This window comes from Mesorhizobium sp. M0491 (assembly GCF_040321265.1).
GTDB lineage: Bacteria > Pseudomonadota > Alphaproteobacteria > Rhizobiales > Rhizobiaceae > Mesorhizobium.
This window is the reverse complement of record NZ_JAMYRE010000036.1, coordinates 1-14,270: the sequence shown is the minus strand read 5'-3', so window position 1 is coordinate 14,270 and position 14,270 is coordinate 1. Positions and strand designations below refer to the sequence as shown.

General features: G+C 63.3%; 14 protein-coding genes and 1 pseudogene. 5 read left to right on the top strand and 10 right to left on the bottom strand.

Going from position 1 to position 14,270, the window contains the following annotated elements:
- Positions 1–9: 9 nt before the first annotated feature.
- The 4 genes and pseudogenes from NKI69_RS31340 to NKI69_RS31325 all read right to left on the bottom strand — a co-directional run bounded on the left by NKI69_RS31340 (position 10) and on the right by NKI69_RS31325 (position 2,865).
- Positions 10–441 (bottom strand): DUF4437 domain-containing protein, encoded by a 432-nt coding sequence (locus NKI69_RS31340; RefSeq protein WP_128304525.1) that lies wholly within the window; start codon positions 439–441, stop codon positions 10–12.
- Positions 442–612: 171 nt separating this feature from the next.
- Positions 613–864, bottom strand: a complete 252-nt coding sequence (locus NKI69_RS31335; RefSeq protein ID WP_352723262.1) for a helix-turn-helix transcriptional regulator — start codon at positions 862–864, stop codon at positions 613–615.
- A gap of 183 nt (positions 865–1,047) precedes the next feature.
- Positions 1,048–1,583, bottom strand: a pseudogene (locus NKI69_RS31330) (cupin domain-containing protein); the annotation flags it as partial.
- 298 nt (positions 1,584–1,881) lie between these two features.
- Positions 1,882–2,865: an AraC family transcriptional regulator gene (locus NKI69_RS31325; protein WP_352612890.1), complete on the bottom strand. Its 984-nt coding sequence runs from the start codon at positions 2,863–2,865 to the stop codon at positions 1,882–1,884.
- A 92-nt stretch (positions 2,866–2,957) separates the two neighbouring features.
- Here NKI69_RS31325 and NKI69_RS31320 point away from each other — a divergent pair, with 92 nt between their 5' ends.
- Entirely contained in the window at positions 2,958–4,172 is a 1,215-nt protein-coding gene (locus NKI69_RS31320; RefSeq protein ID WP_352723239.1) for an MFS transporter, read from the top strand.
- A 96-nt stretch (positions 4,173–4,268) separates the two neighbouring features.
- On the opposite strand, the gene NKI69_RS31315 is transcribed toward NKI69_RS31320, so the two are convergent.
- Entirely contained in the window at positions 4,269–4,616 is a 348-nt protein-coding gene (locus NKI69_RS31315; protein WP_023812455.1) for a GFA family protein, read from the bottom strand.
- 106 nt (positions 4,617–4,722) lie between these two features.
- Between NKI69_RS31315 and NKI69_RS31310 the strand changes: the two genes are divergently transcribed.
- A complete protein-coding gene (locus NKI69_RS31310; RefSeq protein WP_352723238.1) occupies positions 4,723–6,018 on the top strand; it encodes an amidase in 1,296 nt (431 codons plus the stop codon).
- Between the two features lie 18 nt (positions 6,019–6,036).
- Here the strand turns inward: NKI69_RS31310 and NKI69_RS31305 are convergent, their stop codons facing one another.
- From NKI69_RS31305 to NKI69_RS31285, 5 genes are read right to left on the bottom strand one after another with little or no spacing between them, the layout of a single operon-like run.
- Positions 6,037–6,423 (bottom strand): hypothetical protein, encoded by a 387-nt coding sequence (locus NKI69_RS31305; protein ID WP_352723236.1) that lies wholly within the window; start codon positions 6,421–6,423, stop codon positions 6,037–6,039.
- Between the two features lie 42 nt (positions 6,424–6,465).
- Complete coding sequence (locus tag NKI69_RS31300) at positions 6,466–7,446, bottom strand: hydroxyacid dehydrogenase (protein ID WP_352723235.1); 981 nt, start codon at positions 7,444–7,446, stop codon at positions 6,466–6,468.
- A 5-nt stretch (positions 7,447–7,451) separates the two neighbouring features.
- Positions 7,452–8,168 carry a FadR/GntR family transcriptional regulator gene (locus tag NKI69_RS31295; RefSeq protein ID WP_023812459.1) on the bottom strand — a complete coding sequence of 239 codons (717 nt, stop codon included), beginning with the start codon at positions 8,166–8,168 and terminating at the stop codon, positions 7,452–7,454.
- A gap of 2 nt (positions 8,169–8,170) precedes the next feature.
- On the bottom strand, positions 8,171–9,340 hold the full coding sequence (locus NKI69_RS31290) for a mandelate racemase/muconate lactonizing enzyme family protein (RefSeq protein WP_023812460.1): 1,170 nt from the start codon (positions 9,338–9,340) through the stop codon (positions 8,171–8,173).
- A 60-nt stretch (positions 9,341–9,400) separates the two neighbouring features.
- Complete coding sequence (locus tag NKI69_RS31285; protein ID WP_023812461.1) at positions 9,401–10,288, bottom strand: sugar phosphate isomerase/epimerase family protein; 888 nt, start codon at positions 10,286–10,288, stop codon at positions 9,401–9,403.
- Between the two features lie 398 nt (positions 10,289–10,686).
- Here NKI69_RS31285 and NKI69_RS31280 point away from each other — a divergent pair, with 398 nt between their 5' ends.
- The 3 genes from NKI69_RS31280 to NKI69_RS31270 all read left to right on the top strand — a co-directional run bounded on the left by NKI69_RS31280 (position 10,687) and on the right by NKI69_RS31270 (position 13,971).
- Positions 10,687–11,742 (top strand): sugar phosphate isomerase/epimerase family protein, encoded by a 1,056-nt coding sequence (locus NKI69_RS31280; RefSeq protein WP_128304518.1) that lies wholly within the window; start codon positions 10,687–10,689, stop codon positions 11,740–11,742.
- Positions 11,743–11,890: 148 nt separating this feature from the next.
- A complete protein-coding gene (locus tag NKI69_RS31275) occupies positions 11,891–13,078 on the top strand; it encodes a Gfo/Idh/MocA family protein (RefSeq protein ID WP_352723234.1) in 1,188 nt (395 codons plus the stop codon).
- A gap of 41 nt (positions 13,079–13,119) precedes the next feature.
- A complete protein-coding gene (locus tag NKI69_RS31270; protein ID WP_128306077.1) occupies positions 13,120–13,971 on the top strand; it encodes a sugar phosphate isomerase/epimerase family protein in 852 nt (283 codons plus the stop codon).
- Positions 13,972–14,270: the final 299 nt, after the last annotated feature.

Here is a 14,270-nt window from a genome sequence, read left to right as displayed (position 1 = left end):
CATCCCAGCCTATTTCTGGAAGTAGGTTTCGTAGGGTGTGTCGTTGATTAGCAGGATCACGCATTCCGTGTCGGAGACGCAGGCGTCGTCATGCATCTCATCGGCCTTCTGGGTCCAATAGGATCCAGGAGGCAGTTCGACCTTGGTCGCCTCGCCGCCATCCATCTGCCAGTGCGCCCACAGCCCCTTTATAACCACCGCGCGATAATCCGCGGTGTGCGCATGGACCGGTGCACGCCAGTTGCCGGGAACCTTCAGCAACGTGCCTGCCGGGCCCTTGGCCCGCTCGCCCCACAATGGGCCAAGACGATGCGGCTGGTCGGGTACTTCCGCCACATAGGGGATCTTGTCGGCCGGCAGGTAGCTGTCCTCGAGGGCAAAGGCGCGCCCGGGAACCGCAAGCATGACGGCGAGTGCGATGACCTTCGGATAATTTGGCATTGGTTCTCCTCTTCGGACCGACTGGACGCCGGCCTCTCGCTGCTTGGTTCTGGCAAGCTATTACATGCGGGTGGCCCGGCAATGGCATTGCGTCCGGAAGGCTTGGCAATTCATCCAGACCCGGCAATTCATCCAGACCCGGCAATCCACGGCCGCGGATCCGGGATCGCCTCAGCGGTTTTCGGAGGTGCCGTCGACAGTGCGCAGGTGGCTGGGCGCGATGCCTATGATGCGCTTGAACGCCCGGCTGAACGACGCTTCGGAATCGTAACCCAGTCTGGCGGCGACCACTGATACCCGCATCCGATCGTCGATCAGCCATTGCCGCGCCTGGTGCATGCGTATGTGGGCGACATATCTCGCCGGTGTTTCGCCGACGATGGCCGTGAAGCGTTCGGCGAAGGCCGATCGCGAGGCGCCCATTTCGCGCGCGAGCGCTTCGACGGTCCAGTTCCTGTCGGGTTGCAGATGAATGGCGGCAAGTACGCGGCCGATGTCGCGATCCTTGATCGCCGCGATCCAGCCTCTGGTGTCGCCGCCACTGTTTTCTACCCAGGAACGGATGATGCTTGCAGCCAGCACGTCGGCCAGTCGCGCCAGCATGCCGCCAGAGCCGGCCCGGTTCATGGTGATTTCGGCGGCCATGGCTTCCAGCAGATGCGGAATACCTGGCTCGCCAGCCATCAATTCCTTGGCGCGCATCATGTCCGGCATCATGCCAGCAAGGGGTGCGACCCGTTCAGGTTGAAGTGCATGCTGCCGCAAAACAGCAAGGTTTTCGGGCCGTGGCCGCCGTTGGAGACATTGAAGACATTGTCCTGCAAAGGCTCGACAGTGTAGCTTTCGATCGGCACGGCCGGAATGCCAGGCGCGCTGGCAACGACATGCTCGGCACCGCGCGGCAAGAGCAATGCATCGCCGGGTGTCAGCTCAATCCATTCCCCGGCTGGCGAAAACAGCCAACATTGGCGGCGGCCGATAAAGTGAAACCTTGCTGCCTTCTGGGCAGGAAACAACACGGCCCATGGGTCTGAAAGTTCGCAGCGGCCATAGTCGACGCCATCAAGCCGCAATCCGCGCAAGATGTCGGTTAGCGGACCGTCCGAGGCCGGGAAGGCAGTCTTGGGCGAGGTGAAAACCATGCTGATTTCTCTAGCCTGGAATCACCAGTCCGTCACGGCCTCCATGCGTCAGCTCAGGGGCAACAAACTCGGGCCAACGGGTTCCTCCGCCGGGGCGTCGGCTGACGTAGCATCAAACGCAAAACCCACCTGTGCGGCGGGTCACTGGCGCAAATCAGCACCATGGGCAAAAATGTAGCATAGCTGAGGTCACCGAGTCAAGAAAAAATTCCTATCGCGAAAAGCTGCCGGCAAAAAAACTGCCGGGACCGCCGAACTGGGTGCTGCCTTTGTCAAGCTGAGTTCGGAACCCTGTGCGTCAGCTGGCCTGGCGGATATCGGCCTGTTCCTCGGCCCGGAGATGGCTGGGCGCCGAGCCGATGACGCGCTTGAAGGCGCGGCTGAAGGCGGCGTCCGATTCATAGCCGAGACGCGCCGCAACGACGGAGATCTTAATCCGGTCGCGGACCAGCCATTGCCGTGCCTGATGCATTCTGACCTGGGTGACATATTTTGCCGGGGTTTCGCCGACGATGGTGGCGAAGCGATCGGCAAATCCCGATCGCGAGGCGCCCATCATCCTGGCCAGCGACTCGACCGTCCAGTCATGGTTTGGCTCGAGATGGATGGCGGCCAGCACGCGGCCGATTTCCGGGTCCCTGACGGCGGCGATCCAGCCGGAGGCGTCGCCGCAGCCGCGCTCGACCCATGAGCGGATGACGGTGGCGGCCAGTACGTCGGCCAGCCGCGCCAGGATGCCGCCGGAGCCGACGCGCTCCATCGTCACCTCACGCTCCATCGATTCCAGCAGATGCGGAATGCCGGGCTCATAGGCTTCCAACTCATGCGTGCGCATCACATCCGGCATCATGCCGAGCAGGGGGTGCAGGCCATCGAGATTGAAGTACATGCTGCCGCAAAACAACAGGGTTCCCGGCCGGCAGCATTCCGACATGCCTTCGTTCGACGTGCAGTAGACGTCCTTGCAGACCTCCTCGACTTCGTAGCCGTGGATCGGCCAAGCCTGGGCGCCGGGCTCGCTGGCCAGCACGTGCGCCGCACCGCGCGGCAGCAGCACCGCGTCGCCTGCCTTGAGTTCCACCCATTCGCCGGATGGCTGCTTCAGCCAGCAGCCTTTGCGGCCGATGAAATGAAACCGCGCCGCTGGCTGGGCTGGAAACTGAATGCCCCAGGGTTCCTTCAGTTCGAAGCGGCCGTATTCGACGCCATCGAGGCGCAAGCCACGCAAAATGTCGGTGAGCGGGTCGCCAGTGATCGGAATTTTGGACGAATTGTCAAGCATGATGGGGTTTCTAGCATGGAAGCTCCAGGTGGTCACTCCCTATGTTGCGTTGCAGCCAAATGCTGCGCTGCAAAACAACTCGGAGACTGACCATGGCCGAACAGGCGACAGGCGTCATCGAGGCCACACTTTTGAACCCTGCGGACTCCGACGAACGAACCGAGCCGGCCTGGGGCGCCGTTGTTTCGCTGGCACTTGGTGTTTTTGGCCTCGTCACCGCTGAATTTCTCCCCGCCAGCCTGCTGACGCCGATGGCGCGTGATCTCGGCGTCAGCGAAGGCGTGGCCGGACAGGCGGTGACGGCAACCGCGATCGTCGGAGCCATTGCCGCACCCACCATGGCCATCATCACCAGGCGTATGGATCGCAGGCTGGTGATGTGGATGCTGACCGTATTCCTGATCCTGTCCAATCTTCTGGCCACCTTTGCCTCATCGCTGCCCGTGCTTCTGCTTGCCCGTGTCGTGCTCGGCGTAGCACTTGGCGGCTTCTGGGCGATGTCGGCAGCGATGGCGCTGCGGCTGGTGCCGATGCGATTGATGCCGCGCGCCATGTCGATCATCCTGACCGGCGTCTCGCTGGCGACCGTCTGCGCGGCGCCGGTCGGCGCTTACGTTGGTGACATCTGGGGCTGGCGCACGGCATTCATGATTGCGACCGTCGTCGCCGCCCTGGCGCTGCTGGTGCAGCTGGCCACCATTCCGAAATTGCCCCCCGTGGGTGTTGCAAGCTTCCGCACCTTGCTCGACGTGCTGAAGCGTCCGTCGATCAGGGTGGCGCTGCTGGTCGTGCTGCTGGTCGCTTCTGGACACTTTGCCGGCTTCACCTATGTCCGTCCCTTCCTCGAGAAGGTCCCCGTGCTCGACATCGAGACGATCTCGCTGGTGCTGCTGGCCTATGGCATTGGCGGTTTCTTCGGCAATGTCGCCGGCGGTATCCTGGCCGAGCGCAGCCTCAAGGCAGCCGTTGCGCTGGCGCCGTTGCTGATCGCACTGGCCGCCGCCTCGATGCTGGGTTTCGGGGCTTCGCCGACGATCGCCGCTGCCGCCGTCGCGGTCTGGGGCTTTGCTTTCGGCGCGGTGCCGGTCGGGCTGCAGAGCTGGCTGGTGCGGGCCGCGCCCGATCAGGCCGAAAGCGCCGGCGGGCTGATGGTGGCGACGTTCCAGGTGGCGATTGCGCTCGGCGCAGTCTTCGGCGGTCTGCTGGTCGACCATACCGGCGTGGCCAGCGCCTTCGCCTATTGCGGCGCGGCGACACTGCTGGCGGCCATCGTGGTGTTCCTGCGCGGCCCGAAGCGCGCCGAGTAGCCTGGACGCGATCAGGCTTCCCTGACACTGCGCGTCGGCCTGAGAACTGTCACGGTTCTCGGGCCGCTGCCGTTGTGATGGCAGGGGCGAACAAACTCAGGCCGACCGCCCGTCGAAATCGAAAACCGACAGGGTCGAGGGGTCGAGATCGGCCACGCAGTTGATGTTGATGTAGGCACTGCGTTCGCTGCCTTCGCGGACATCCTCCGCAAAGGGATGGATGCCGCAGGCCCGGCAGAACCGGTGCGCGATGGCATGATTGCCGAATGTGTAGGTGCCGAGATCGTCGCCCCAGGCCAGGACCTGCAAGGTCCCGTGCGGGATGGCACACAACAGGGCGCCCTTGCGCGAGCAGATCGAGCAATTGCACCGCAAGGCGCCCGTCAGTTCGGCCTTGAATTCGAAGGCGACCTTGCCGCAGTGGCAGCTGCCTTTGTAGAGCATCGGATTTTCCTCGCATTAGACAGGGTGCAAAACCGCCTGCGCCGGGTTAAGTCTCGGCAAGCCATGCCCCAAGGACGTTCAAGGCGTTCGGAGTCCGACACCGAAAATGCAATCCGTTCGTGATCATCTGGAAACCATTCTCGCGCGCCTCGCCGCCCGTGCCGGCGAAGAGCGCGTGTTCACGAAGCTCTATGCCGAAGCCGCACGGGCCGCGGCTGATGCCAGCGATGCCCGCAAGCGGGCAAGTGTGACGCTAGGGCCGCTCGACGGCACCATCGTCTCGATCAAGGATTTGTTCGATGTCGCCGGCGAGCCAACCACGGCTGGCTCGCTGATGCTTAGGACCGCAGCACCTCCGCTGCGCGATGCCGTGATCGTCAGCCGGCTGCGGCAAGCCGGCGCGGTCATTATCGGCAAGACCAACATGACCGAATTCGCCTTCACCGCGATCGGCGACAACCAGCACTATGGCACGCCCGGCAATGCCGTGGACACCAGCCGCATTCCGGGCGGTTCATCCTCAGGCGCCGGCGTCTCGGTCGGTGAGGCGACGAGCGAAATATCGATCGGTTCCGACACCGGCGGTTCGATACGCATTCCGGCTTCACTCAACGGTGTCGTCGGCTTCAAGCCGACTGCGCGGCGCGTGCCTCTTGCCGGCGCGTTCCCGCTGTCCGCCACGCTGGACTCGATCGGTCCGCTTGCCCGAACCGTCGCCCAATGTGCCGCCGCCGACGCCGTAATGGCCGGTGAAGTGCCGACCGCGCTGACGCCGATTGCCCTTGCAGGGCTTCGCGTCGGCATTCCGCGCGGCATTCTTTTCGAAGAGATGGAAGACGAGGTGGCGACCGCGTTCGACCGCTGCCTTGGCAAGATCGAACAGACGGGCGCGCGGATCGCGGGCTTATCGATCGATGATCTGCTTGCCGATTTGCGGGCCGCCACCAAGCATGGCTCGATTGCTGCCATGGAAGGGGCCGAAGTGCATGCCGACTGGCTGGCGGCTGGGGCTTCGGTGCCGGTCGACCCGCATGTCAGCGGACCTTTGTCGCGGGCGGCAATGCTGCCGACGCCTGTCTACATCAGGGCAATGCGCCGCCGCACAGCGCTCGTTGCCGCCATGGACGAGCGGCTGGCATCGGTCGATGTGCTGGCTCTGCCGACCACGCCGGTGACGGCGCCGACCATCGTTTCGATGTCTGACGATGCCGAGTTGCGCGACCGCACCGAAGGCCTGCTGCTGCGCAACACGCAGGTCGCCAACCAGTTCGATCTCTGCGCAATCTCGCTGCCGATGCCGGGCACTCCGCTGCCCGCCGGATTGATGCTGGTGGCGCGCAACGGGCATGACCGGCGCCTGCTGCGGATTGCGGCTGAAGTGGAGCGGCTGCTTGGCGCGTGACCAGGGCTGAACCGACTATTAATGCGACGAACAGTGCTTGCGTTCGCTGTCCTTGGCGGTGCGTACGATACTGGTCGCGACCAGCCAGGGCAGATTGTACTCCTTGCCGGTGATCGACTGGGTGCGTTGCTCGAGCGAGCCCCTGACGACGATCTTTCCGGCATAAAGCGCGTCGGAAAGATCGGTTATCGCCTTGTCGGCCCGAGGCAATCCGCTGGGGTCGATCGACACGCCCTTGATGATCGTCCCGGTGGCAAGGTCGAGTGCGCTGTTGGATGGGCAGGGCGCCTTGAAGCAGCGCAGCCCGTTGTCACAATAGACATAGCTGCTTTCGGCCGCGAATGACGGCATGGCGCAGAGCGAACACACGACGGCTACCAGGGATGCGAGGCGTGGATCGGACATGGCTCTCAACGTCGCGGAGAATTGGGGCGAAACCGCGATGTGTTACAGGCTCGCCGGAAACCGCCGCCGGTAGTGATCGACCACTTCCGGATTGCGCAGATTGACCGGCAGCTTGCCCGCCAGCACCAGCAAGGCTTCACCCGCCGCGCCGACGCCCATGCGCATCATCGATTCTTCGGTGATCCCGGCCATGTGCGGCGTGATGATGACATTGTCGAAGCCGAAATAGGGATGGTTCGACGGCAGCGGCTGCGTGGCAAAAACGTCGAGCGCGGCACCGCCGATACGGCGTTTCTGCAACGCCTCGATCAGCGCGTCGTCGTCGATGACCGGTCCGCGCGACACGTTGATCAGCAGCGCCTGCGGCTTCATGCGGGCGATCCGCTCACGGTTGATCAGGCCGCGCGTTTCCGGGGTCAGCGGACAGCACAGCACGATGATGTCGCTCTGCTCGACCAGCGCGTCGATCGACAGGAAGCCGACCTTGTCCGGCGCCGGCTGCATGCTGCGCGTCGTTGCCACCACCTTCAAGTCGAAGCCGTGCGCGGCGATATGGCCGACCGCCTGGCCGACGGCACCAAGGCCGACGATGCCGATCGTCTTGCCGGCAAGCTCGCTGTTGGCATTGGCATGCTCGCGGCCGGCGAGCCAGCCTTTGGTGCGCAGGTCGCGGTCGACGACGCGGAAGTTGCGAAGCAAGGCAAGGGCCACGAACATGACGTGCTCGGCAACCGAGCGGGCATTGACCGCCGGCACGTTCGCCACCAGCACGCCGGCGGTGGTCGCTGCTTCCATGGGGATCATGTCGAGCCCGGCGCCATGACGGATTGCCGCCCGCAGCAGCTTTGCGCCGTCGAAAAGCTGTGGTGGCAGCGACGCGCGCACGATGACGATGTCGGCATTTTTAGCCTCGGCGGCCAGCGTGGCCGGATCGATGGCGGAGGCGACGACGAGTTCGCCGGCGCCTGAGAGCATGGCCGAGGCGCGCGGGTGCAGGGCGTGGGTCGTGAGGATACGGGCCATGTCGATCAGGCTCTTTCGAGCGCCGGGCTTTGCGGCTCCTCGCCATGGCCCTCGATCAGGCCTTTCCAGTAGCTCTCAGCCCCTTGAAGATGGGCGCTCATCAGCGCCTGGGCGAGATTGCCGTCGCGGCGCAGCAGCGCCTCATAGATCTGGATATGCTCGGCATGCGAGCGCAGGTTGCGCTCGGGGTCGTTGAAATAGATCGGCAGGCGCTGCTCGCCCATCATGTAGTAGACGCTGCAGACATTGTGGAAGACGCTGTTCTTGGTGGCGCGCACGATTTCGAGGTGGAATTCGCGGTCTTCCCTGGCAAGCCCTTCGCCGGCGGCGATGCGCTCTTCCGAAGCCTTCAGGATTTCGCGCAGCCGCTCGAAATTCTCCTCCGTGGCACGCGAACAGGCAAGTTCGGCCGCCTTGATCTCGTGGATCTTGCGCAGTTCGACCGTCTCGTAGATCTGGATCGGGTCGAGCGGCAGGCCTGCGCGGGCAAAAAGCGCCATGGCCTCCACACTGGCCTGCTTGGTGTCGATGTAGATACCGGACTTGGCCCGGCGCTCGACGATGCGCATGGCCTCCAGGATGGCCAGCGCCTCGCGGATCTGACCGCGGCTGACGGCGAAATGCTCCGCCAGTTCGCGTTCCGAAGGCGTTCGGCCGCTCTCCTTGTCCGAATGGGAGAACAGGTAGGCAGCGAGTTCTGCGAGGAGGTTCTTTTCTTTCATCGTCAACCGCGTTGCGCGTGCGCCTCCAGGAACCGCTCCGAAATGGTGAATCCCAGACCCGGTTTTTCCGGGATCGCTATCATACCGTCCCTGGCTTCGACAGTCTCTTCGACCAGATCATGGATCATCGGGTTGGCGCCAAGCGAATATTCGACGGTGAAACTCGACGGCGAGGCGGCGCAGACATGCAAGCCTGCGAAAAAACAGGGCGCGCCGGCCCACAAATGGGGTGCAAAGCGCAAATTGAAGGCGCTGGCGATGGTGCCGATCTTCATCGCCTCGCTGATGCCGCCGCAGAAAGCGGGATCAGGCTGGAAGATGTCGGCGGCTTTGAGCACGGCAAGGTCGCGGAAGGCATAGCGTGTCGCCTCGCTTTCGCCGGTGGCGATCGGGACGGCACCTGACGCCCGCACTTCAGCCATGCCGGGCTTGTCGTCAGCGATAATAGGTTCCTCGAACCAGGCGAGGTCCAAATCGTTGACAAGGTGGATGAAGCGCTTGGCCTCGGCCACCGTGTAGGTGCCGTGCGCGTCGACCATCAGTTCGACATCGGGGCCGAGCGCCTGCCGTGCGGCCCGCACGCGGGTGGCGGAAATGTGTGCCGCGCCATCCATGGCGCCAACGCGCATCTTCAGTGCCTTGAAACCGCCCTTGGCGATATAGGACTTCAACTGCTCGCCGATGGCGTCGGCGGCCGCCCAGCCGCCGGACGCATAGGCCGGCATGCGATCGAGCTTGCGGCCGCCGAGCAGCCGCCAGACCGGAACGCCAAGCGATTTGCCAAGAATGTCCCACAGCGCGATGTCGACGGCGCTGATGGCGGCGATGCTCATGCCGCGCCGCGCCAGTTGCGGCATGGCGTGGCCGCCACGCGCGGCGCTGTCGTGGCGCACGCCATTGTAGAGCATCTCCCATATGACGCCGATGTCGGCCGGATCGCGGCCGACCAGTTGCGGCCCGACCTCATGGTTCAGCATGTGGACGAGCGCACCGTAGCTGCCGGCACTGCCAGCGGCGTTCTTGCCTTCGCCCCAGCCGACCAGCCCGTCATCGGTCTCGATGCGCAGGATGGCGGCGTCGAAGGTCGTCACCTGACCGAAGTCGCTGCGGTGCTGCCGAGCGGCTTCGATCGGAACGCGGATCCACCAGGCTTGGACGGACTTGATGCGCATATTCTTCCCCAGCCCCGCCGCCGGTCAGGGCGGAAGGGCGAATTTCCCAGAGGCAGTCGGCTACTTGATCAGCGGCAGCAACGTCTCGGCGTTGATGCGCATCTGGTCGGTGTAGAATTTCTCGGTGAGCACGCTGGAGCCGTGGTCCTGGATGAACTTCAGCTGCTCGGGCGAGATGTCGACCGGATTGCGCTCGACCATGTCGGGATAGGGGGCTGCCGGCGTCCGGTCGACGGGCGCGACGAACTCATTGGTCAGCGCGCCATCGTAGCCGATCTCGCGCAAGGTGGCGACGATCTTCGGCCAGTCGATCTGGCCGAGGCCGGCGGCAAACCGGTTGTTGTCGGCGACATGGAAGTCGAACAGGCGCTTTCCGGCCTGCCGGATCGCGTCATAGACGTTAAATTCTTCCATGTGGATGTGATAGGCATCGAGGCAGACGCCGCATTCGGGGCTGACCGCGTCGGCCAGAGCGAGTGCCTGGGCGCCGCGATTGAACAGATAGGTCTCGAAGCGGTTGAGCGGCTCTACCGCGATCTTGACGCCGACCTTCTTGGCGTGGGTGAAGCATTCACGGGTGGCGTCGACGACCCACTTCCATTCCTCTTCTTCGGTCCCGTCAGGCACAACCTTGCCGACGGTCGCCGGAACCAGCGTGATGATCTCGCCATCGAGTTCGCTGACCATGGTCAGCACGTCCTTGACATATTGAACGGAACGCTCGCGCTGGCCCTGGTTCCTGGCGGCAAGGTTGCGCTCGCCCAGCATCAGGGTCACCGCGCCCCAGCAGCGAATACCATGCTCCTTCAGCAGCGCCCGGGTCTCCTTGGTCTTGTACTGCTCGGGCTCGCCGGAAATCTCGATCGACTCATAGCCGAATTTCTTGATGCGCTTGAGCGTCGTCTCCAAGGGTTCCGCGCGCATCCAGTTGTGCGTCGAAAGATGCATGGTCTGTCCTTCCCAAATCGTCTCTATGGTTCGCCTGCGACATGCATCGCCAAAAGGCGACACAAAGGTTCCTCCCCAAGGCGTTCCCAGCCTTTTCTCGCAAACTGGTTCGACCAATTGGGCCTGAAGCGAGGTCTACAGCAAATTCTCTAAATCGGCAAGAAGCGCTGGGATGCAACTTTCGCTGTGGATTATTTGCTTGATTATATTGAGATATATAGGCCTGCACCGGGTGATTTTGGGGTCTTGGTGGCGCATTGCATGGCTTGACCAAATTTCCACATTTGGTAATACCAGAATGGCGGTGCGTGCAAGCACCCGTTGAGAAAAGACCAAAGTGGCTGGCCCTGTTTCCAATCGGCGCTATGCTCGGTCGAGAGAAATGAGGGAGGATGCCGATGCCGACGACAATGAAGGGCCCTGGGCTGTTTCTGGCGCAGTTCGCGGGCGACGCCGCGCCGTTCAACTCACTGGCGTCGATCACCAAATGGGCGGCCGGTCTCGGCTACAAGGGCGTGCAGATCCCGACCTGGGACGCGCGGCTGTTCGACCTCAAGAAGGCGGCTTCCTCCAAGGCCTATTGCGATGAGGTGAAGGGCATCTGCGCGGATGCCGGCGTCGAGATCACCGAACTGTCGACGCATCTGCAGGGGCAACTGGTGGCGGTGCATCCTGCCTATGACGCGCAGTTCGACGGCTTTGCGCCGGCTTCAGTGCACAACAATCCCAAGGCACGGCAAAAATGGGCGGTCGAACAGATGGAGTTCGGGGCCAAGGCCTCGAAGAACCTTGGCCTCAAGGCCTCGGTCAGCTTCTCGGGAGCGCTGGCCTTTCCCTACCTCTACCCCTGGCCGCAGCGGCCGGCCGGGCTGATCGAGGAAGCGTTCGCTGAGCTCGGCAAGCGCTGGAAGCCGATCCTCGATGTCTATGAGGATAATGGCGTCGATATAGGCTACGAGATTCATCCCGGGGAAGACGTGTTCGACGGCGCCACCTTCGAGATGTTCCTCGATGCGGTCGGCGGCCACAAGCGCTGCAACATCAATTACGATCCGTCGCATTTCCTGCTGCAGCAGCTCGACTATCTCGAATTCATCGACATCTATCACGAGCGCATCAAGGCGTTTCACGTCAAGGACGCAGAGTTCAACCCGACCGGCCGGCAAGGCGTCTATTCCGGCTATCAGAGCTGGACCAACCGTGCCGGCCGCTTCCGTTCGCTGGGCGACGGACAGGTGGATTTCGGCGGCATCTTCTCCAAGCTGACACAGTATAATTATGATTCCTGGGCGGTGCTGGAGTGGGAGTGCTGCCTGAAGCATCCGGAGGACGGCGCGGCCGAGGGCGCGCCTTTCATCGAGCATCACATCATCCGAGTGACCGAAAAGGCATTCGACGATTTCGCCGGTGGCACCACCGACAAGAAGTTGCTGCGCGCCATGATGGGAATCTGACGCGGTTTCCCCTCCCCCTCGAGGGGAGGGTGGCCCGAAGGGCCGGGAGGGGTCGGTTCATGCCGAGCTCTACGTCCGGCAACCCCACCCGATCCGCTGCACGGATCGACCTCCCCTCAAGGGAGGTGAGACAACGAGGGAGAAAGACATGGTCGGCGCATCAAAGTCGGAAACGGGAGGCGGCCCGATCCGCTACGGCATGGTCGGCGGCGGGCAAGGTGCCTTCATCGGCGCGGTGCATCGGATCGCGGCGCGGCTGGACAACGACTTCGTGCTGGTTGCCGGCGCTTTGTCAGCCGACCCGGCCCGTGCCAAGGCATCAGCGGCCGAACTGGGGCTTGATCCCGCACGCAGCTATGCATCCTATGCCGAGATGGCCAAGGCGGAGGCGAAGCGCCCCGACGGCATCGAGGCAGTGGCCATCGTCACGCCCAACAATGTCCATGTGCCGGCGGCAAAAGCCTTCCTCGAGGCCGGCATCCACGTCATCTGCGACAAGCCGCTGGCGACGACGCTCGCCGAAGCAAAAAAGCTTGCGGTGATAGTCGAGAAGACCGGCAAGGTGTTCGTGCTGACGCACAACTACACCGCCTATCCGATGATCCGGCAAGCACGCGAAATGGTCGCCAAGGGTGTGCTCGGGGACATCCGCATCGTGCAGTCCGAATATCCGCAGGACTGGCTGACCGAGGATTTGGCCGCGACAGGCCAGAAGCAGGCGGCGTGGCGCTCCGACCCCAAGCAGGCAGGCGCCGGCGGTGCGCTGGGCGATATCGGCACGCATGCCTACAACCTCGCCCGCTTCGTCTCGGGGCTGGAACTGGACTCCCTGTCGGCCGATCTCGACGCCTTCGTGCCGGGCCGGCTACTCGATGACAACGTCAACGTCATGCTGCGCTTCAAGCCGGTCGGCAAGACGCATCCGGCCAAGGGCATGATCTGGGCAAGCCAGGTGGCGCCCGGCCATGAGAACGGGCTGAAACTGCGCATCTACGGTTCGAAGGGTGGGCTGGAATGGGTGCAGGCCGACCCGAACTATCTCTGGTACACGCCGTTCGGCCAGCCGAAGCAACTGATCACCCGCAACGGCGCCGGCGCGCTGCCGGTGGCGGGCCGTGTCAGCCGCGTGCCGTCAGGTCATCCGGAAGGCTATCTCGAAGGTTTCGCCAACATCTACCAGGAGGCCGCGCGCGCCATCCGCGCGGCACGCCGCAAGGGCGGCAAGCCGGCCAAGGACGTCGTCTTCCCGACCATCCAGGACGGCGTCGAGGGCATGGCCTTCATCGAGGCCTGCGTGAAGTCGTCGAAGAAGAATGGGGCGTGGACGAAGCTCTGAAATAGAGGCGGTCCGGGGGATCCAAGGGGAGGGGGGCGTCGATGAAAATCGGCATGTGCATGTTCTTATGGACGACGGCCGTGTCGAAGGCACACGAACCACTGCTGCGCGATATCAAGGCAACCGGCTTTGATGGCGTCGAGATACCGATCTTCGCCGGCGCGCCGGACGATTATAAAAAGCTCGGCGATCTGCTCGACCGCATCGGGCTGGAGCGGACCGCGGTTTCGGCCATGGGCGATCCCCGGATGAATTTGATCTCGGCCGACGCGGCGACGCGCAAGGCCGGTGTCGACTACATGAAATGGGCGATCGACTGCGCGCAGGCACTTGCCGCAAACACGCTGAGTGGCCCGCTGCATTCGACGCTCGGCGCCTTTTCCGGCTCCGGACCGACCGCTGCCGAGAAAAAGCGCTCCGTCGCCTCGCAGCGGGCGATCGGCGACCATGCCGGCAACAAGGGCGTCACCATCGGGCTCGAGGCGCTGAACCGCTTCGAATGCTATCTCCTCAACACGATGGCGGACCTGTCGGAGCATATCGACGCCATCGACCGGCCGCACATCAAGGCGATGTACGATACTTTCCACGCCAATATCGAGGAGGCCGACCCGATCGATGCCTACACAAAACACCGCAGGAATGTCGTTCATATCCACATCTCGGAAAACGATCGCGGCGTGCCGGGGCGCGGCAACATTCCGTGGAAGGAAACATTCTCGGCCATCCGCAAGAGCGGCTATAACGACTGGCTGACGATCGAAGCGTTCGGCCGTTCGCTGAAAGATTTGGCGGCGGCGACCAAGGTGTGGCGCGATTTTTCCGAGACACCGGAAGCGGTCTATCGGGAAGGGTATAAGCATATCAAAAATGGGTGGAAGAAGGCGGCGTAGGCGCCTTCCTTATAGTGGGACTGAGCGAAGCCGCCCAACACCTGCCGCCGCGTTCCTTCACACCCCCCTCTGTCCTGCCGGACATCTCCCCCGCAAGGGGGGAGATTGGCGGTTCCGCTGGCGGCGCCTTCCTTCCAACGCTGGAGACTAGCGAAGGCCGACGGACATCTGATCTCCCCCCTTGCGGGCCTGTTGCAAAATTGTGTGGATGTGGTTCCCTGTTTTTGAACCAGGGATCTTGCGATGACGACGAAGCCGAGCGGTCAGTTCAGTTTTGTGGAGGCTCTGCTGCCGCAGGG

Excerpts from the sequence above, each read along its gene's own strand:
- NKI69_RS31340 (WP_128304525.1), bottom strand. The coding sequence starts at position 441 with ATGCCAAATTATCCGAAGGTCATCGCACTCGCCGTCATGCTTGCGGTT.
- NKI69_RS31335 (WP_352723262.1), bottom strand. The coding sequence starts at position 864 with ATGGGCGCCTCGCGATCGGCCTTCGCCGAACGCTTCACGGCCATCGTC.
- NKI69_RS31325 (WP_352612890.1), bottom strand. The coding sequence starts at position 2,865 with ATGCTTGACAATTCGTCCAAAATTCCGATCACTGGCGACCCGCTCACC.
- NKI69_RS31320 (WP_352723239.1), top strand. The coding sequence starts at position 2,958 with ATGGCCGAACAGGCGACAGGCGTCATCGAGGCCACACTTTTGAACCCT.
- NKI69_RS31315 (WP_023812455.1), bottom strand. The coding sequence starts at position 4,616 with ATGCTCTACAAAGGCAGCTGCCACTGCGGCAAGGTCGCCTTCGAATTC.
- NKI69_RS31310 (WP_352723238.1), top strand. The coding sequence starts at position 4,723 with ATGCAATCCGTTCGTGATCATCTGGAAACCATTCTCGCGCGCCTCGCC.
- NKI69_RS31305 (WP_352723236.1), bottom strand. The coding sequence starts at position 6,423 with ATGTCCGATCCACGCCTCGCATCCCTGGTAGCCGTCGTGTGTTCGCTC.
- NKI69_RS31300 (WP_352723235.1), bottom strand. The coding sequence starts at position 7,446 with ATGGCCCGTATCCTCACGACCCACGCCCTGCACCCGCGCGCCTCGGCC.
- NKI69_RS31295 (WP_023812459.1), bottom strand. The coding sequence starts at position 8,168 with ATGAAAGAAAAGAACCTCCTCGCAGAACTCGCTGCCTACCTGTTCTCC.
- NKI69_RS31290 (WP_023812460.1), bottom strand. The coding sequence starts at position 9,340 with ATGCGCATCAAGTCCGTCCAAGCCTGGTGGATCCGCGTTCCGATCGAA.
- NKI69_RS31285 (WP_023812461.1), bottom strand. The coding sequence starts at position 10,288 with ATGCATCTTTCGACGCACAACTGGATGCGCGCGGAACCCTTGGAGACG.
- NKI69_RS31280 (WP_128304518.1), top strand. The coding sequence starts at position 10,687 with ATGCCGACGACAATGAAGGGCCCTGGGCTGTTTCTGGCGCAGTTCGCG.
- NKI69_RS31275 (WP_352723234.1), top strand. The coding sequence starts at position 11,891 with ATGGTCGGCGCATCAAAGTCGGAAACGGGAGGCGGCCCGATCCGCTAC.
- NKI69_RS31270 (WP_128306077.1), top strand. The coding sequence starts at position 13,120 with ATGAAAATCGGCATGTGCATGTTCTTATGGACGACGGCCGTGTCGAAG.